This is a genomic window from Pseudomonas sp. KH_046_2 (assembly GCF_057838985.1).
Map to the genome: position 1 here is coordinate 3,870,308 of NZ_CM174480.1, position 17,164 is coordinate 3,887,471.

Consider the following 17,164-nt stretch of genomic DNA (forward strand, 5'->3'; position numbering starts at 1 on the left):
ACTCCTTGGAGCGTGGGTTGTGGAGAAGTGAAATGGCCAGGCACCCGTCAGCTGCCACCGAACCAGTTGTAGCCCTGGTCTTCCCAGTAGCCGCCGCTGTAGGTGTTGCTGACGAAAATCGCCTGAATGTGTTTGGGGTTCTTGTAGCCAAGCTTGGTGGGCATGCGCAGCTTCATCGGGAAGCCGTATTCGCGCGGCAGCACTGCGCCGTCGTAAGTCAGCGTCAACTGAGTCTGCGCATGCAGCGCGGTGGCCATGTCGATGCTGGTGTAGTAGTCGTCGGCGCATTTGAAGCCGACGTATTTGGCATCGGTGTCGGCGCCGATGCGCTTGAGGAAATCGCTAAAGCGCACGCCGCCCCAACGCCCGATCGCGCTCCAGCCTTCGACGCAGATGTGCCGGGTGATCTGCTCGGTCTGGGCCATGGCGCGCAGCTCTTCGAGGCGCCAGCTGCGTTTGTCGGCGACCAGCCCGGTGACTTCCAGGCGGTAGCTCTCCTCTTCCACTGTCGGCGCCTCGTCTATGCCGTAAAAGGCATTGAAGGGAAACGGCCGGGTGATCATCGATTCGGGATAGGTCGGCGCCATCGCGTTGGGGTCGAACAGCCAGCCCTGCACCCGGTCATTGAAGCGCGACATGGACGACAGTGCGGTCTCGACGCTGTCGTTGTCGGTGATGTTGCAACCGGACAACATCGCCACACTGCCAAGGGTCAGGCCGCGCAACAGGAACGAGCGGCGCGAGCGGTCTTCGATCTGCGGGGCGAGGATCTTGCGGGCATCGGTGAGGATCGACGCCTCGTCCAGCCCGGGTACCTGAATGCGCTTTTTCATACCTGCTCCTTGCGGCCGACGATCATGGCCAACAGCGTTTTTGGAACCAGTGCGACCATCACCAGATGCACCGCCACGAAGGCCACCAACAGGGCCATGGCGAAGAAATGCACACGACGTGCGCCCTCGTAGCCGAACAGCAACTCACGCAACAGCGGGAACTGCACCGACTTCCACAACACCAGCCCGGAGAGCACCAGCAGGAGGATGTCGACCATCACGAACAGGTATGCAAAACGCTGCACCTGGTTGTAATGACTGAGGTCGGCGTGCCCGAGTTTTCCGCGCAAGGCCGTCCACAAGTCATGCAGCACGCCTTTGGGCGAAACCGGGAAGAAACGCCGCTTCAGGCGCCCGCTGAACAGGTTGAAGGCCAGGTAGATCAGACCGTTGATCGCCAGGAACCACATCGCCGCGAAATGCCATTGCAGCGCACCACCCAGCCAGCCGCCGAGGGTGATCGAATTGGGAAAACTGAAGTCGTAGATCGGCGAGGCGTTGTAGATGCGCCAACCGCTGGTGACCATCACCAGCACCGCCAGGGCATTGAGCCAATGGGTCAGGCGTAGCCAGCGTGGATGACTGGACTTGGGTGAAGCAGTGCTCTGCGACATGTCCGGCTCCGGTTTGTTGTTGTTCGTTGGAGCCGAGTATGGGAGCCGGAAGATCGCCAAATCCTCACGTAAAGTTAAATTAAACGTGATAACTGCTCATTCACTGCCAACCAAAACCCTGTAGGAGTGAGCCTGCTCGCGATAGCGGTCTGTCATTCAACATTGATGTCGACTGATGGACCGTCATCGCGAGCAGGCTCACTCCTACAGGGTTCTGTGGTACTCCGCCGGTTGTGCAATTATGGTTAAATGCCGCCCCCACAAATGACCGACCCGACCCGATGAACCCTGAAGCCCTCGCCACCCTCAACCAGCACCTGCTGACCGCCCTGGCAACCGCCCCCGCCGAAACCCGCCGCCTGTTCCACGGCCGTGGCCGCTGCTGGCCGGGGCTGGAGCAGGTGACCGTGGACTGGTTGCAGGGCGTGGTGCTGGTGGCGCTGTTCAAGGAGCCGGAAGCGGCGCAACTGGAAGGCTTGAAGCATCTGCTGATGGCGATAACCGAGTCAGCGCAATGGGTCCAGTCCGGTGCCCACACGCTGTTGCTGCAACATCGCTACCTGCTGCAAAGCACAACCGAGTGGCTGTTGGGGGACCTGATCGAGGAAATGACCATCACCGAGGGGGGGCTGAAATACCGGGTGGACCTGGGCCGCAAGCAGAACACCGGGCTGTTCCTCGACATGCGCTACGGCCGCGATTGGGTCCGCGCCAATGCCGAGGGCAAGCGGGTGCTGAATCTGTTCGCCTACACCTGCGGTTTCTCGGTGGCGGCCATCGAAGGCGGCGCGAGCCACGTGGTCAACCTCGACATGTCGAGCCCGGCCTTGAACCGCGGCCGTGACAACCACCGGCTCAACGGCCACGACATGAGCAAGGTCAGTTTCCTCGGCCACGACCTGTTCAAATCCTGGGGCAAGGTGATCGGCAAGGGCCCGTACGATCTGGTGATCATCGACCCGCCGTCGTTCCAGAAAGGCAGCTTCTTGCTGACCAAGGACTACCAGCGCGTGCTGCGCCGGTTGCCGGAATTGCTCAGCCCTCAAGGTACCGTGCTGGCGTGCATGAACGACCCGGCCTTTGGTGCTGATTTCCTTATCGATGGCGTGACCCGCGAAGCCCCGAGCCTGCGGTTCGAACAGCGGCTGGAGAACCCGCCGGAGTTCCCGGATGCGGATGTCGAGTGTGGGTTGAAGGCGTTGGTGTTTCGGCAGTAACACCGAGCCTGTGGGAGTTCAGCGCGGCCGCAACACCAACGCAAACAACTCGCCATGCCCGTTCACGTTGAGCTTGTGATAGAGGTTGCGCCGGTGCACTTTCACTGTCTCCGGGGAGATGCCCATTTGCTGGGCGATGGCCTTGCTTGAGAAGCCCTGGAGAATCAGGCGCGCGGTTTCGATTTCCCGCAGGGTCAGGCGTGCGTCGAAGCGATCGAGCAAGGTCGCCAGGTCGCCGGCCGGTGGTTCGGCGACCTGTCCTTCCGGTGGTAGCAATTGCAGATGTCGGCGCATCGCTGCCAGCACCCAGTCACGCACGCACAGCAGGCGGCCCTGTTCCTCGAGGCTGAAGCGTGTCGAGCGCCCCAGGGACAGGCCGAGCACGGCGCCATCGACGTTGACCATGAACTGCAACTCGTCGCCACCGACCACGGTGCTGAAGTAACTCAGGTAGTACTCGCTGTGCTGGAACTGGTCTGGGGCCACCGATTCGAGGCTATGCAAGCCGTCGGCGATGCCCGCGCAGGCGGCTTGATAGAACGGATCGAGCAGGTACATGCCGGCGCGGTAGTCCGCCAGCTCTTCCTGCTCATCAGCGTTGCCCTTGGCATCGAAATCAATCAGCAGGCGCGGCACATGGCCCGGGCGCATCAGCGCCACCAGCGCGTTGTCCAGCGGCACCAGCAAGCGCAAGGTATCCACCAGCGCCCGCCAGAAACCGTCCTGCCCCACCGCCGTGAAGACCCGCGCCAGCCCCTGGTGCACTGGCAACTCTTTCAACAACGCGTCCACGCACTACCCCTTTTGAGTAACCCATGATGGGAATGGGTGAAGGCCACCCCGGCCGATACGCTGAGAACTCCTGATTACCACCGGCCGCCACAGGCCAGGAGTGCCGCATCATGAGTCGTCACCGCTTGTATTTCAATCTGGGGTTTGGCGCCTGTCTGGCGGTTTCGCTGTCGGCTTTTGCGGTCGAAGCCCCGACGGTGCACGTGTACAACTGGTACGACTACATCGGCCCTACCACCTTGCAGGACTTCAAGCGTGACACCGGGATTGCGCCGGTCTACGACACTTTCGACAGCGCCGAAGTGCTGGAAGGCAAGTTGCTCACCAGCCGCAGCGGCTACGACGTGGTGGTGGCCAGCAACTTCAGCTTGCCCACGCTGATCAAGGCCGGCGCCCTCGCCCCCCTGCCCCGTGCGCAGATGCCGGACTTCAAGAACATGGACACCGATCTGCTGGCGAAACTCGCCAACAACGATCCGGGCAACCAGTACGCCGTACCGTACCTGTGGGGCACCAACGGCATCGGCTACAACATCGACAAAGTGCGCGCGCTGCTGGGCGACAAGGCACCGGTGGATTCCTGGGACCTGGTGTTCAAGGAAGAGAACCTGGCCAAGCTCGGCGAATGCGGCGTGGCCATGCTCGACTCGCCGTCGGAGATGCTGCCGGTCGCCCTGCACTACCTCGGCCTGCCGCCCAACAGCACCAACCCCGAGGACTACAAAAAGGCCGAAGCGCTGCTGCTCAAGTTGCGTCCGCACATCGCTTACTTCAACTCGTCGAAATTCATCAGCGACCTGTCCAACGGCAACATCTGCGTGGCGGTCGGCTGGTCCGGCGCGATGCTCGAAGCCAAGAACACTGCCGAGCTGGCCGGCAACGGCGTGAAGATCGCCTACAGCCTGCCCAAGGAAGGCGCGCCAGTGTGGTTCGACACGCTGGTACTGCTCAAGGACGCACCGCACCCGGAACAGGGGATGGCCTTCATCGACTACCTGATGCGCCCCGAGGTCATCGCCCCGGTCAGTGACCACCTCAACTATCCCAACGGCAACCGCAGCGCCACCACGCTGGTGGCCGAAGCGACCCGCAGCAACCCGGCCGTCTATCCGCCCGCCGAAGCCATGGCCACCCTGTTCACCCTCCAGCCACTGCCACCCGCTACCGAGCGCGTGCGTACGCGGATCTGGAGCAAGGTCAAAAACGGTCAGTGACGAGGACACCACAAAACCCTGTGGGAGCGGGCTTGCCCGCGATGGGGCCATCACATTCAACATCAATGTTGCCTGACATACCGCTATCGCGGGCAAGCCCGCTCCCACAGGGGATCTGCGGTGCCAAGACGACCGGGTAACACCCTTTTTTCTGCCACGATTCGAAGATGAGAAAAACCATGAAACCACGCGCCCGTGACCTGAACATCCCGATCGGCCAACTGCAACCCGGCCCGCTCAATGCCATCACCGACGTCCCCGGCGTACGGGTCGGCCACAGCGATGTACGAGGCCGCACCACCAATGGCCGCGACATCCTCACCGGCGTCACCGTCATCGAACCGCGCGCCGGCTCCACCAGCCAGCAACCGTGTTTTGCCGGTGTGCATGTGCTCAACGGCAACGGCGATGCCACGGGGCTGGAGTGGATTCGCGAAGCAGGCTTGCTGACCAGCCCCATCGCCTTCACCAACACCCACAGCCTGGGCGTGGTGCGCGACGCGCTGATCGTGCTCGACCGCGAGCAGCAACCGGATGACGGGCGCCTGTACTGGAACATGCCAGTGGTGCTGGAAACTTTCGACGGCTTGCTCAACGACATCAACGGTTTTCACGTGAAGCCTGAACACGTGGCCCAGGCCGTGCATTCGGCGGCGGGCGGCCCGGTGGCCGAAGGCAATGTCGGCGGCGGCAGCGGCATGATCTGCCACGAATTCAAGGGCGGCATCGGCACCGCGTCGCGCCGCTTGAACGGCGCCCAGGGCGGCTGGACGGTGGGGGCGATTGTCCAGGCCAACCACGGCATTCGCAATGAATTGCGAGTCGATGGCTACCCGGTCGGGCGCTACATGGAACAGGTCGATTCGCCGTTCCTCAAGGCCTCGCTGCCCCATCCGGGCATGGGTTCGATCGTGGTCTGCCTGGCCACCGATGCGCCGTTGCTGCCGCACCAATGCACCCGCCTGGCCCAGCGCGCCAGCCTCGGCCTGGCCCGCACCGGCGGCGGCAATGAAGACCACAGCGGCGACATCTTCATCGCCTTCGCCACCGGTAACGATCACGTGCCACCGGCTGCCTACGAGAGCAAGAAAGCGCCGACCACCCACAACCTGAGCATGGTCAACAACGACCACATCAGCGAGCTGTTCCTGGCCGCCACCGAAGCCGTGGAAGAAGCCATCATCAACGCCCTGCTCGCCGCCGAAACGGCCGAAGGCAACGGGCATGGGGTGCAGGGGCTGGATGCCGAAACCCTGCTCAAGGCGTTGCATCGCGCCGGCTGGCCGGGGGATGCGACTAGCGGTACTTGAGTCAAACACTCGGTCTTTTTAGGATGAACTTACGCAGCCGCTTGCCTGTGCAAACCGCTGCGTAGGTGGTGAGTGCACTGAACCCCTATCAAGCTCACCGCTTGCTTCATGCGCATCTTGAGCCTCACGGCTCCACTTCCTCCCCATCAAGAGCTTTGAGGCTCTTTTTTTACCTGCGAAAACCATCTATCTATCAATACATCTCCAATGTGGGAGCGGGCTTGCCCGCGAAGAGGCCATCACATCCAACATTAATGTTGGCTGACAGGCCGCCATCGCGGGCAAGCCCGCTCCCACAGGAGATTTGTGAGGTTGAGCAGAGTGCGACTAGACCAACCGAAGTCGAGGACCACTCGCCGGCACCGCATCGTCACCCAACCGCCCCCGCACAAATTCATTGGCCTTGCGCGTCAACTGGTCCAGATGCCGGTCGCGCTGTTTTTCCGCGTCGGTCATGGCTCGCTTGCCATACTTTTGCAGCAGGTAGGTATGAATCTGCCGCACCTCCAGCGAACTGTAGATCGACGCCACATCCAGCAGCGCCATCAAGCCATCGGTGGCGTGGTCGCGGGTGTTCATCAACACCTGGGTTGCACGCACGCCCACCACCTCAAAGCCCATCGCCTCGAAATACGGCACCTTGGCCACCGCGCAGGTCAGCTCGGCATGGGGATAGCGGCCGACCATTTCCCGCAGCATCCGCCGGGCCACGCCCTGGCGACGATACTCGGCCTGCACCGCCATATACGCCACGCCGCAGGCCTCGGGGTCGTCCTGCACCGGCAGGTACAGCACAAAGCCAGTCACCTTTTGCGGATCGTCTTCGTCGGTGGCGACGATCAACTCCACGGCAATGCCTTTTTCACCGTTCAGCGCCTCCAGATACAGGTGCACCTCATAGCCGATCGCGTATTGATAGAGGTTGTACAGCAGGTTGCTGGGCGGGATGGCGACCATGCTGATGTCAGTCAGGTTGTCGACCACCATCTGCAGGATCTGGCTATTGATGTGCTCGGGGCACGGGGTCTTGAAATGGCTGATCAGGGGCATTGCGGTGACAGGCTCCGGGAGGCAAGGGCCGCCTATCATAGCGCGCCTGGCACGTCCGGTCCGAAGGTGATGGACGGACATCCTCTCTCATTGAGCCATGCGCATCGCCGGCGGACGCCTGGTTGCGTTTTCAAGGCTCACAATAGTGAGTCCGGCACACATTGTGCTGGATGAACTTGCCTCTTCGTGATCAGGCCCGCTCCCACAGGGGACTGCGGTTTTGCCCACTCCTCGATCTTCTGCGGGAGCTCGCCTGTTCGCGAAAGCCTCCACCACCCCACCGGACTGGGGGTGTGAGTGGGGGGAGAATGGGTGGGTCAAAGCCCCCAACTTTGAGGATTCCCACCCACTGCGCCACTAGTACCAATGTCCAAACCGCCAGCCTTTTGATATCAAACAGGTTTTTGTCTCCCCCCGGATTTCCCTGCGATTGGCGCACCTCTTGCAATGGGCCAATGGCCAACGTCAGCCACCCCGGCGCGCGCCTAGGGGAACAACATGATAAAAATGCCTGACCTCAAATCGCTCGGCTTTTTCAGCAAACCGGGCATCGCCGCTGTGATGCTGATCAACGTCAGCCTAGGCACCGTCAACGCAGCACCGCTGGATGATTTCGGCCCGCCACCGCCGACGGACCCCTCAGCGTTTACCAATCCCCCAGCCGACCCCAAGGCCGCGGTGGATGCCATAGAGGCCATGCCACCCGCCAACCAGGGCGCCTACGCCCTGCCCAATGGCGTTTTTGGCACCCGCACCACGCCAACGACCGACAACGTGCTGCCGCCAGCCCTGCAGACATCCTTCAAAATCCCCACCAATGGCAAGCCCAGCCCATTGTTCGGGGCCCAGCCGTACACTCAGCAACTGCTGCTGTTCGAAGAATTCGGCACGGAAAAACTCGACCCGACACTGCCGGCACCGCCCCTGACCTTCCCGGTTCCGATCGTCGGCCCGGCGCCCACGCAGGATCCGAACAACATCGCCCGCAGCGGTCCTTCGGCCGCGGCGCTGGAAGCCTTCATGCGCCAGCCGGGGCTGTACCCGTTCCCGTCGCAGTTTTCCAACGTGCTGGACCGCAACCCCTGGAAAGCGCAGATCGAAGCCTTCCTCAACCGCCATCCGGTCGGTTCACCGGCCGAAGGTCGTCCGCCGGGAAAAGGCTGGTCGCACCAGCGCTGGAACGAGTTTTACCCACAGGTCGCCTTCAAGACCGCTCAAGCGGGCGCCAAGCTCAACGGCGGCATGCGCGACCGCCGGCAGTTGCACAACTACGCCGTCGGTGAGTTCGGGCCTGGCGGGCTCTACAACCAGACCTCGGACAACCCGATCATTGCGGGCACCACCAAAGGCATCGACACTCGCTTTCACCCCAACATGCCGATTCAGAACCACAAGGCGCTCTGGACCTTCGACGGCACCTTTCCGCCAAAACTGCTGATGGTGCGGTACGGCCAACCCGTGCTGATGCGTCACTACAACGCCCTGCCGATCGATCCGTCGGCCAACATGGGGTTCGGCCTGCACACCCTCAGCACCCACGAACACAACGGCCACTCCCCGGCCGAAAGCGACGGCTATGCCAATGCGTTTTTCTTTCCGGGGCAGTACTACGACTATCGCTGGCCGATCCAGTTGGCCGGTTACGACACCATCAACACCAGCGCCCAGGATCCGCGCGCGGCGTTCCCCTGCGCCCCGGGCGAAACCCTGTTCGTCAACGATGCCACGCCGGGCCTCAAGACCTGCAACAACGGCACCATCAAGATCCGTGGCGACTGGCGCGAAACCATGAGCACCCACTGGTTCCACGACCACATGCTCGATTTCACCGCCCAGAACGTCTACAAGGGCAACGCGACGATGATGAACTACTACAGCGCCCTGGATCGCGGTAACGAAGCGCTGCAAGACGGCGTCAATCTGCGCCTGCCCAGCGGTTCAGCACTACCCTGGGGCAACCGCGACTACGATGTGAACCTGCTGGTGGCCGACAAGGCCTGGGACGCCAATGGTCAACTGTGGTTCAACCCGTTCAACACCGATGGCTTTCTCGGCGACCAGATCCTGGTCAACTGGCAGTACCAGCCACGCCTGAATGTGCGGGCGCGCAGCTATCGTTTCCGCATCCTCAATGGCTCAGTGTCACGTTTCTTCAGGATCGCGCTGGTGCGTGAAATCGTCGGCACCGGTGGCGAATTCCCCGGCCCGACCGGTTCCGGCCTCTCCTATACCCGCGTGCCGTTCCACTTGATCGCCAACGACGGCAACCTCATGGAACACGCCGTGCCGTTCGACGGCAGCATGGACCTGGACGCCGACGGCGATGTGCAGGACCACAACGCTATCCTTCCCAGCCAGGGCATCGCCGAGCGTTTCGACATCATCGTCAACTTCGCGAAAAACGGGATCAGCACCGGCGACAAGCTGTACTTCGTCAACCTGATGGAGCACCACGACGGCAAGGGTCCGGAAAGTCTGCCGCTGAGCCTGGCCGATGTCCTGTCCGGCAGGTACAAGGCGGTGCTCAAGCTGGGCAGCAAAGGGCTGGAGTGGGACGCCGGCGACCCGGCGGTAGGCAAGTTCATGCAGATGGTGGTCCAGCCTTATGCTGGCCAGGACGTGAGCATGAACCCCGCCGACTTCGAACCCGCCAAGCCGGGCAAGGCGGCGGGTAAAACCATGATTGCGCTGACCCTCAACCGTGACGACCCGACGGTGCAGGCCAAACTGAAACTGGCGCGGCATCGCGAGTTCACTTTCGGCCGCTCCGACGGCACCGACGAAGAACCCTGGACGATCAAGTCCGACGGTGGGTTCGGCTTCCAGATGGACCCTCGAATCATCAGCGCCGCTCCGCAACTGGCCAACGGCCCGACCCCTGCCGGGTTCTCCGGCGACGGCACCCTGGAAGTGTGGAAAATCAGGAACGGCGGCAACGGCTGGAGCCACCCGGTGCACGTGCACTTCGAAGAAGGCATCGTCCTCAACCGCGACGGCAAGGCGCCGCCGGAATGGGAAAAATGGGCGCGCAAGGACGTCTATATCATCGGCGATGGCATCGACAGCTCGGTGGACGTGGACATAGCGATCCGCTTCCGCGAGTTCGCCGGGACCTACATGGAGCACTGCCACAACACCCAGCACGAGGACACGTCCATGTTGCTGCGTTGGGATGTCGAGCACCCCGGCCAGTTCCAGTTGATGCCAACGCCCCTGCCTGGCTGGGACGGCGTCACCTACGTCAACTCCGCCGCGCTGCCGACTTTCCGCACTGGCGATGAACGTGTCGAGGACGTCGATAACCAAAAACCGATCGCCAACGCCGACAGCGCCGTCAGTAACACCGGCCAACCGGTGATCATCAACGTCCTGGCCAACGACACCGACCCTGACGGTAACGTGCCACTCAAAGTGGTGGGTCTGGAGCAACCGGACTCCGGCAAGGGCGTGGTCAGCACCGATGGTACGCGTGTGACCTACACACCACCGGCCACGGTCCCCGCGCCGTTCACCGCGACCTTTACTTATAGGGCCGCCGATGCCAAGGGCGCGGAGTCGGAACCGGCGACGGTGTCCGTGGCGGTCTCGGCAACGATCAACGAGAGCCTGATCGTCACCAGCGCTACCGTCACTGCCCGCCTCAACAGCCGCTGGTATTGGGTCTTGTCCGGCACCACCTCCCGTGGCACGGGCAATACCATCACGGCGACTGCCACCACCGCAACCGGTACGGTGAACCTTGGCGCCGCTGTCATGACGCTTACGCCGACCGGCGCGCGCTGGAACATAGCGGTGACGACAGTCGGCACTGGTCCGTCGCCTAACCCGACGGCAACCATCAAATCGGCCTTCGGCAAAACCGTGACGGTGCCGATAAAGGTGAACTAGAGCGGATTGATCGACGCCCGGTCCATGCAATGTGGATCGGGCGTTTTTCTTTTGTGCAGCGTACTGTGGGACGGAGATGGGGTTTGTTGACGATCGGTTCTATCGGCAAAGTGCCTGGCAGCTACCGCTGCGGCGCCACCATCCGAAAACGGATATTGATCTCGTTGGACACCACACTGTCCGCCCACTCGCCCTCGCCTATCTTGAAGTCGTCACGCTTGAGCACCAGTTGGCCCTCGAAGATGCCGATGGCGCTCTCCGACTTCAGCAGCACCGGCACACTCACTTCCCGAGTGAGCCCGCGCAGGGAAAGCTTGCCGGTGATGGTGTAGCGTTTATCGCCCTGGGCCTTGATGGACGTCGACTCGAAGGTCGCCACCGGATAAGTCGCGGTGTCGAACCACGCCGGTTTTTGCAGCTCGGTGTTGGCGTCGCTGCTGCCGGCATCGATGCTTTTCAGATCGATGGTCAGCGCGGCATGGGCGGCGCCGGGGTTATCGGTGTCGAAGTCGAGTTTGGCCTTGAACTTGCCAAAGGTGCCGTAGGCTTTCGAACCCATCTGCACATAGGTGAAGCTCAAGGTGCTGGCCCTGGCGTTCACCTCCTTGTATTCCACGGCTCCAGCAAACGGCACCAGGCCGAACACCAACGTGCCGGCCAGAGCGACGAAACGCGCGGATCGAAGGTTCATGGCACTCTCCGGGAGGGCTCCCGTCTTGAGTTGGCGTGCCGCACAGATCGGGTGGCATCAGATGGACTAAAGCAAACAACCGGCGTTTATTCCACCTCACCCGTTGATTTGCGACCACCTGCCCGAGCTACCCGCCCCCCTCGCGCTGCCACGCCCGCTGCAACAGGTCGATCACCTCGGCATCCGAGGTCTGGGAAAAATCCATGTACCAATGGCCAATCGACATGAACCACTCGGGCATCAGCGGGCAGATCAACTCATCCACCTCGCTGCGCAGCGCCTGCACCGTTTCGATCGGCGCCACCGGCACCGCCACCACGATGCGCGATGGCGCCTGCACCCGCAGCGCCTGGATCGCCGCCCTCATCGAAGCGCCGGTGGCCAGGCCGTCGTCGATCAGGATCACCACCTGATCCTTGATCTGCACCGCCGGCCGCTTGCCCCGGTAGACCTGCTCGCGGCGCAACAGCTCGCGGCTTTCCCGTTCGACCACCGCGTCGAATGCAGCCTTGGCAATCGGATGCACCCGCAGCGCCTCTTCATTACGAATCTGGACACCACCGCTGGCAATCGCTCCCATGGCGTACTCCGGGTGGGACGGCACGCCAAGCTTGCGCACCAGCATCAGGTCCAGGCGAACCTTCAGCGCCGTGGCCACCTCATAAGCCACCGGCACGCCGCCACGGGGCAAAGCCAGAACGATGACATCGGAGCGATTGGCGTAAGGCAGCAACGGCTCAATCAAACGCCGCCCGGCTGCCGGCCGGTCTTGCAGGACGGAATGGGACAAGGGGCTCATTTGAAACCTCCCCAGGCGATGGCGCCTGTTGGCTCACAGCCCCCAAATTGTCGACCTCATGCAGGCCGACATCAAGCGCAATGGGCTATACCAACCGCTCAATCTTCTGATGCTGCCACACCAGTTTGTAATACAGCGTCTGCAACACCAGCATCCCCAGATACGCCACCGGAAACGCCATCCACACCCCTTGCAGCCCGAACTTCGCATCCAGCAGATACGCCGCCGGCAACTGCACGCCCACCACGCACACAATGGAAATCGCCACCGGCACCATCACCGTGCCGCTGGCGCGCATGATCCCGCCGATGATCGCCTGAAAGCCAAACACCAACAGGCTCCAGAGCATGATGTGCAACAGGTGCTCAGCCATGTTGAGCGTCGCCTCTTCAGTGAGGAACGACGCCAGCAACCAGCTCGATAACAAGTACCCGAGCACCACCAGGCCACCGGTCAAACACACGTTAATCATCAGTCCAGTCTTCAAAATCGGCCCGATGCGCTCGATGCGCCCTGCCCCAATCGCCTGCGCCCCAAGGATCGACGCGGTAATCGCAATCGACAGCGCCGGGAACTGCACGTAATTGACGATCTGCGTCACCGCGCCATACGCCGCCGTCGCCTGGGACCCGTGCTGGTTCACCAGCGCCAGAATCACCAGCTCCGACAGCGACAACACCACCATCTGCAACCCGGTGGGCAAACCGATGCGCAACACCTTGCCGAGAATCGCCATGTCCAGCTTCATCGCCGCGAAGAACTCGCGGTCCGGTGCCAGTGGATGGCCCTTGCCAAGCAAGCGCCACGCCAGCAACCCCATCGCCACAAGGTTACCCACCAGCCCGGCAATCGCCGCACTCTGAATCCCCATCGGCGCAAAACCCAACCACCCGCGAATCAACGCCGGCGTCAGCGCCAGCCCGACAATGGTCGACACCACCAGCGCCAACAACGGCGACAAGGTATCGCTCACCCCGCGCAATAACTGCGTGAACAACACAAACACCAGCAATGACGGCATGATCCATAACATCACATGGGCATACGCCACCGCATCGTCCAGCACATCCGCCGGCGTCCCCAACCCCACCAACGCCGACCGCGCAAACACACTCCCCACCACCGCCGCCACCAACCCGATCAACACCCCCAACAACAACGTCGCCCCGGCAATCGCCTTCACCAGATGCGTCTCCCGCGCCCCCCACGCCTGCCCGATCAACACCCCCGCGCCCGCGCCAAGGCCGATCACCAGGGCGATGAAGAAAAACACAATGGGGAACATCCCCGACACCGCCGCCAGCGCCTGGGTGCCGAGCATCTGGCCGATGTAGATGCTGTTGACCGTGCCGGACATCGATTGCAGGAAATTCGACAGGACCATCGGGGCGAGGAAAAACAGGTAGGTTTTCCAGAGGGGGCGTTGGGGGTTCGGGGTTTGCATTCGGGAAGGTCCATCTCGACGGCGTGAGCGATGATTAAGGATAGCGTGGGAGGCTGAATCCAAGGGGCCGTGAACATCTCAGGTCTGTGTTTATATTTCCAGCGACGTTATGTGAAAGGTCTGAAGTTTCATCGTCGCGAGTCCTACATGAAGCTCGGAATGCCTCACCTTCCCTCGCTGATCTCATGGGGCTTATAGTCGGCGCCGTCGCTCAGAAAGCGATTCGGGTTTGGCGACCTGACAACAGAGAATGACCGACTGACGGCCTTGAGCCCATCAAACTGAGATCATTCAAAATGAATCGATACATGCCCCTCACCGGAATCGACCTGGTTCCGGCCTCCCTGCTCATCGACACCCAAGCCCCACTCGACGTACTGCAAGCCATGGCGGATTACCGCATTCGCACTGTCACCCAGGTACTGGAAAACATCGCCTACCGATCCGAACTCGGTTGCGACACCGTGGTGTTGGAGGACTTTTCCAAGTTGCTGGTCATTCCGTTGCGCGATGGTTGTGACTTGATGGATGTGATTGGGCGGCGGTTGCGAGCGCAGGCTGCGGAGTAGCAATATTCCCGTAACAAAGAGAAGAGCCGCTGCGGCAGCGGCTCAACCTGGGAAACCTTCGATGATTTAAACAACTGGACAAGGGAACCGGATGACCACGAAATGATGGCTACTGTCACCGTTCTCTGGCACCTGCGTTCAGGCACTTGGTGCTGTCAATCAAAGGTATATTTGCCTTCGAGCATGAATGCCGGCTCTCTCCAGTTGGGCCCTCTCACAACTCCGCCCCCACTATATTTGATAAAACCGGCATCACACATTTTCTGGACAAGGTTCAATAGCCCTATGTTGTTCTCCACATGCGCCCAGTTAGCCCGATTATAAAGGCCATCAAGCCGAGGAAAGGAGATGCCTAATTCATTTTTGGTAAGAAATAAAATTACCTCTTCAGGTTTCTCGTTTAGTACGATGGTTTTTATGGCGCTCATCGTTTTATTCCTCCTGTTTACTTAGACTCTCTGTCCGTTTGTTTGTTATCGGCCTCTATAGCCTCGGGCGTGTAGAGTAGTTCAAAATCATCTTTTAGCTTGTAGTCTTCCAGTGTCGCTGCGTGGGTGTTGTTCCAAATGACACCGTCGTTCGAGTTTACACCGTCAGCTACACCTAATGCTCTGAAACGTTCGAGTTCTCTGAGCTCATGAGTATAGAAACGCTTGTCGACTGCCATAATTATCAATTCACCCCGTAGGATTTTTTCCAATCGATCAATCATGATGGCATTGGCGTCCGAAGGCCCAAAGCGTCCCGTATGTAATTTTACCAGGTCAATACCCGCTTGGCTCACGGTAGCACTTGTCCAATCGAGATCGAGGATTGGGCCTCCAGCTTTGGCAGGATTGAAAAGTCGACCGCTGTATTTTCCCCTTGTGGTTGCTCCTTCATAAGGACTATTAAAAACAACGTAGATTGGCGGCAGACCGCTTTCAATCGGAAAGCAGTAAATGCAATCCCTGAAATCAGGCAATTCGACCGCGGGTAAGGTTTCAGGCTGCACAAGCAATGGCGACAGCGTAACTCCAGTGTAAGTCGGTACTTGCGCAGGGCGGGCAGGCGAAGTTGTCGAGCCGTTTCCCAAGTGAATAATTGGAAAACTGAGGATAATGGGCGGTGTATCGTTTGACGTGAAACTGTAGGCGCTGGTCGTTGGATCGAATGCCAATGCTCGCACTGGCACTTTTTCCGAGACACTCCCTCCAGCCGGGGTTGCAACAAGTGTGTATTGGTTAAGGTCGCCAAAAATCCGATAAGGAAGGTCAATGGTTCCTTCGGTAGCGGCGATTTCATTCAGGTTTGACGGCAGCTTTGGCAAAAAAGTGCTACCGGATAATGTGAGAACGGTTTGAGGAAAGCGTTCGCCGTTAGCAAGATCAGGTGAATAGAACAAGGCCCCGATCCCAACAGCAGTGGCCCGACTGATAAGGGCCTCCCCCAACCCTGACAACAACTTAATGCCTCCATGGATCACTGCCCCGAAGGTCCAACCTTCGGCGAAATGGATGGCAATGGCACCCGCCACAGTTCCCGCTTCTATGCCATTACCAATATGTAACCTGTAGGTGTAAGCGACTTCGCCCCTTGCCAAGGCGTGATGGATTGCAGCGTCTTCAGTTGTGGAAGCATCCTCCAGAATGGAGATGGCTTCGACAAGGATTCGTTTAACGTAGGCGGCAGTTAGCGATAATAGGTATTCTTCATAAAAGCTTTGTCGCAATGCCATATCGTCTTCTGCATCCGTATTCGATGCAAATCCTGCGGCACTCATTTCTCTGTTTAGCGACAATGCGTCTAAACCATTATATAGTAGTGCATCATGCCAACTTCTGTGGATTCTGGCCCGTTGCAGAAGCTCTACGATGATCGCTTTCTTTTTTAAGGCAGCTTCCAACGCATTGAACTCCTGCCCATCAATGGCTGCGACTATGCGTTTTTCTAGATAACTTCGAACATTCGGTGTAGCACCAGAAAAAACACTCGTTATCTGATCGTGCACCGAAAGCCCTATCGCCTCCAACTTTTGGTATGCGTTACTGGGGTTTTTGGTACTCTCAATACTATGGGGCGTAGTAACTGCCGGGACAGTCCCATCCCAAAACAAAACACTATCGAAGCTTGAAGGAAAAACTTGGGCTTCTGTAGCTTGAACCTGTCGAGATTCAGGCGTTATTAAAGGTGAATAATGTGTAATTGGTTTTTGCATATAGCACTCCATGCAACAATATTAATTCCATAAAATAGACAGAACAAAAGTTATGTCGCAACAACGTAGCAATTTCAATACTTCAATATTTACTGCATGCATCGCGCGAAAAATAGCATTAGGCCCAAACAACCTCTGCGGCTTCCAGCAAAATCCTCACAGTTGGCCATTCCGTTGCACGATGGTTGTGACTTGATAGATGTGATTAGGCGGCGGTTGCGGGCGCTGGCTTCTGAGTAAAGGAAAACGGGCATCAAAGGTGCCCGTTTTTTTGTCTGACGAGAAAAGTGGTTTATTTGTTCTGAGGCCCGATCCTGGCGAAGCGCGCCAGGCTTCATCTTTTTTTCGTCGGTTTGACGCATGGATGCCTTATGGAGATTAACCGTACAAAGCAGTTAGTCCGTGGATCAACTCCACACAACACCCCTCTTGAGCTCCTCATCCATGTGCTGGAGGCATCCCTCGAATTGATATCGCTTCCTGAGAATGATTTCTGCTGGTCTTTTTGGGCTGACAGCGATGAAGCAAAAGCAGAACTGGAGGGGT

Annotated in this window: 14 protein-coding genes; 5 read left to right on the forward strand and 9 right to left on the reverse strand. The window is 59.7% G+C overall.

Going from position 1 to position 17,164, the window contains the following annotated elements; translation table 11 throughout:
• Window positions 1–47 precede the first annotated feature (47 nt).
• Window positions 48–833, reverse strand: coding sequence for a molybdopterin-dependent oxidoreductase (locus AC3IX1_RS17515; RefSeq protein ID WP_489385146.1), 786 nt, complete (start codon window positions 831–833; stop codon window positions 48–50).
• Window positions 830–1,447 carry a cytochrome b/b6 domain-containing protein gene (locus AC3IX1_RS17520; protein WP_489385147.1) on the reverse strand — a complete coding sequence of 206 codons (618 nt, stop codon included), beginning with the start codon at window positions 1,445–1,447 and terminating at the stop codon, window positions 830–832. Before AC3IX1_RS17520 ends, AC3IX1_RS17515 begins: the two co-directional genes overlap by 4 nt.
• A gap of 281 nt (window positions 1,448–1,728) precedes the next feature.
• Between AC3IX1_RS17520 and AC3IX1_RS17525 the strand changes: the two genes are divergently transcribed.
• Complete coding sequence (locus AC3IX1_RS17525; RefSeq protein WP_489385148.1) at window positions 1,729–2,664, forward strand: class I SAM-dependent methyltransferase; 936 nt, start codon at window positions 1,729–1,731, stop codon at window positions 2,662–2,664.
• Between the two features lie 18 nt (window positions 2,665–2,682).
• On the opposite strand, the gene AC3IX1_RS17530 is transcribed toward AC3IX1_RS17525, so the two are convergent.
• Window positions 2,683–3,456 carry a helix-turn-helix transcriptional regulator gene (locus AC3IX1_RS17530; protein WP_489385149.1) on the reverse strand — a complete coding sequence of 258 codons (774 nt, stop codon included), beginning with the start codon at window positions 3,454–3,456 and terminating at the stop codon, window positions 2,683–2,685.
• Window positions 3,457–3,566: 110 nt separating this feature from the next.
• On the opposite strand from AC3IX1_RS17530, the gene AC3IX1_RS17535 reads away from it, so the two are divergent.
• Together AC3IX1_RS17535 and AC3IX1_RS17540 are read left to right on the forward strand one after the other, a co-directional pair.
• Window positions 3,567–4,670: an extracellular solute-binding protein gene (locus AC3IX1_RS17535; RefSeq protein ID WP_489385150.1), complete on the forward strand. Its 1,104-nt coding sequence runs from the start codon at window positions 3,567–3,569 to the stop codon at window positions 4,668–4,670.
• A 179-nt stretch (window positions 4,671–4,849) separates the two neighbouring features.
• A complete protein-coding gene (locus tag AC3IX1_RS17540) occupies window positions 4,850–5,980 on the forward strand; it encodes a DmpA family aminopeptidase (protein WP_489385151.1) in 1,131 nt (376 codons plus the stop codon).
• Between the two features lie 327 nt (window positions 5,981–6,307).
• Here the strand turns inward: AC3IX1_RS17540 and AC3IX1_RS17545 are convergent, their stop codons facing one another.
• Window positions 6,308–7,030 (reverse strand): GNAT family N-acetyltransferase, encoded by a 723-nt coding sequence (locus AC3IX1_RS17545; protein WP_489385152.1) that lies wholly within the window; start codon window positions 7,028–7,030, stop codon window positions 6,308–6,310.
• A 498-nt stretch (window positions 7,031–7,528) separates the two neighbouring features.
• Here AC3IX1_RS17545 and AC3IX1_RS17550 point away from each other — a divergent pair, with 498 nt between their 5' ends.
• Complete coding sequence (locus AC3IX1_RS17550; protein WP_489385153.1) at window positions 7,529–10,918, forward strand: Ig-like domain-containing protein; 3,390 nt, start codon at window positions 7,529–7,531, stop codon at window positions 10,916–10,918.
• A gap of 121 nt (window positions 10,919–11,039) precedes the next feature.
• On the opposite strand, the gene AC3IX1_RS17555 is transcribed toward AC3IX1_RS17550, so the two are convergent.
• From AC3IX1_RS17555 to AC3IX1_RS17565, 3 genes are all read right to left on the reverse strand, one after another.
• Window positions 11,040–11,609 carry a YceI family protein gene (locus AC3IX1_RS17555; RefSeq protein WP_489385154.1) on the reverse strand — a complete coding sequence of 190 codons (570 nt, stop codon included), beginning with the start codon at window positions 11,607–11,609 and terminating at the stop codon, window positions 11,040–11,042.
• Between the two features lie 127 nt (window positions 11,610–11,736).
• Window positions 11,737–12,408, reverse strand: a complete 672-nt coding sequence (locus AC3IX1_RS17560; RefSeq protein WP_489385155.1) for a phosphoribosyltransferase — start codon at window positions 12,406–12,408, stop codon at window positions 11,737–11,739.
• Between the two features lie 85 nt (window positions 12,409–12,493).
• Window positions 12,494–13,852: an MATE family efflux transporter gene (locus AC3IX1_RS17565; protein WP_489385156.1), complete on the reverse strand. Its 1,359-nt coding sequence runs from the start codon at window positions 13,850–13,852 to the stop codon at window positions 12,494–12,496.
• A 296-nt stretch (window positions 13,853–14,148) separates the two neighbouring features.
• Between AC3IX1_RS17565 and AC3IX1_RS17570 the strand changes: the two genes are divergently transcribed.
• A complete protein-coding gene (locus tag AC3IX1_RS17570) occupies window positions 14,149–14,421 on the forward strand; it encodes a hypothetical protein (RefSeq protein ID WP_095946406.1) in 273 nt (90 codons plus the stop codon).
• Between the two features lie 155 nt (window positions 14,422–14,576).
• On the opposite strand, the gene AC3IX1_RS17575 is transcribed toward AC3IX1_RS17570, so the two are convergent.
• Both AC3IX1_RS17575 and AC3IX1_RS17580 read right to left on the reverse strand, forming a co-directional pair.
• Window positions 14,577–14,849 (reverse strand): hypothetical protein, encoded by a 273-nt coding sequence (locus AC3IX1_RS17575; RefSeq protein WP_489385157.1) that lies wholly within the window; start codon window positions 14,847–14,849, stop codon window positions 14,577–14,579.
• 17 nt (window positions 14,850–14,866) lie between these two features.
• Window positions 14,867–16,618: an S-type pyocin domain-containing protein gene (locus tag AC3IX1_RS17580; RefSeq protein ID WP_489385158.1), complete on the reverse strand. Its 1,752-nt coding sequence runs from the start codon at window positions 16,616–16,618 to the stop codon at window positions 14,867–14,869.
• Window positions 16,619–17,164 lie beyond the last annotated feature (546 nt).

Coding starts and splice junctions, on each gene's coding strand:
- AC3IX1_RS17575 (WP_489385157.1), bottom strand. CDS start 14,849: ATGAGCGCCATAAAAACCATCGTACTAAACGAGAAACCTGAAGAGGTA.
- AC3IX1_RS17545 (WP_489385152.1), bottom strand. CDS start 7,030: ATGCCCCTGATCAGCCATTTCAAGACCCCGTGCCCCGAGCACATCAAT.
- AC3IX1_RS17515 (WP_489385146.1), bottom strand. CDS start 833: ATGAAAAAGCGCATTCAGGTACCCGGGCTGGACGAGGCGTCGATCCTC.
- AC3IX1_RS17535 (WP_489385150.1), top strand. CDS start 3,567: ATGAGTCGTCACCGCTTGTATTTCAATCTGGGGTTTGGCGCCTGTCTG.
- AC3IX1_RS17540 (WP_489385151.1), top strand. CDS start 4,850: ATGAAACCACGCGCCCGTGACCTGAACATCCCGATCGGCCAACTGCAA.
- AC3IX1_RS17560 (WP_489385155.1), bottom strand. CDS start 12,408: ATGAGCCCCTTGTCCCATTCCGTCCTGCAAGACCGGCCGGCAGCCGGG.
- AC3IX1_RS17555 (WP_489385154.1), bottom strand. CDS start 11,609: ATGAACCTTCGATCCGCGCGTTTCGTCGCTCTGGCCGGCACGTTGGTG.
- AC3IX1_RS17565 (WP_489385156.1), bottom strand. CDS start 13,852: ATGCAAACCCCGAACCCCCAACGCCCCCTCTGGAAAACCTACCTGTTT.
- AC3IX1_RS17550 (WP_489385153.1), top strand. CDS start 7,529: ATGATAAAAATGCCTGACCTCAAATCGCTCGGCTTTTTCAGCAAACCG.
- AC3IX1_RS17570 (WP_095946406.1), top strand. CDS start 14,149: ATGAATCGATACATGCCCCTCACCGGAATCGACCTGGTTCCGGCCTCC.
- AC3IX1_RS17525 (WP_489385148.1), top strand. CDS start 1,729: ATGAACCCTGAAGCCCTCGCCACCCTCAACCAGCACCTGCTGACCGCC.
- AC3IX1_RS17520 (WP_489385147.1), bottom strand. CDS start 1,447: ATGTCGCAGAGCACTGCTTCACCCAAGTCCAGTCATCCACGCTGGCTA.
- AC3IX1_RS17580 (WP_489385158.1), bottom strand. CDS start 16,618: ATGCAAAAACCAATTACACATTATTCACCTTTAATAACGCCTGAATCT.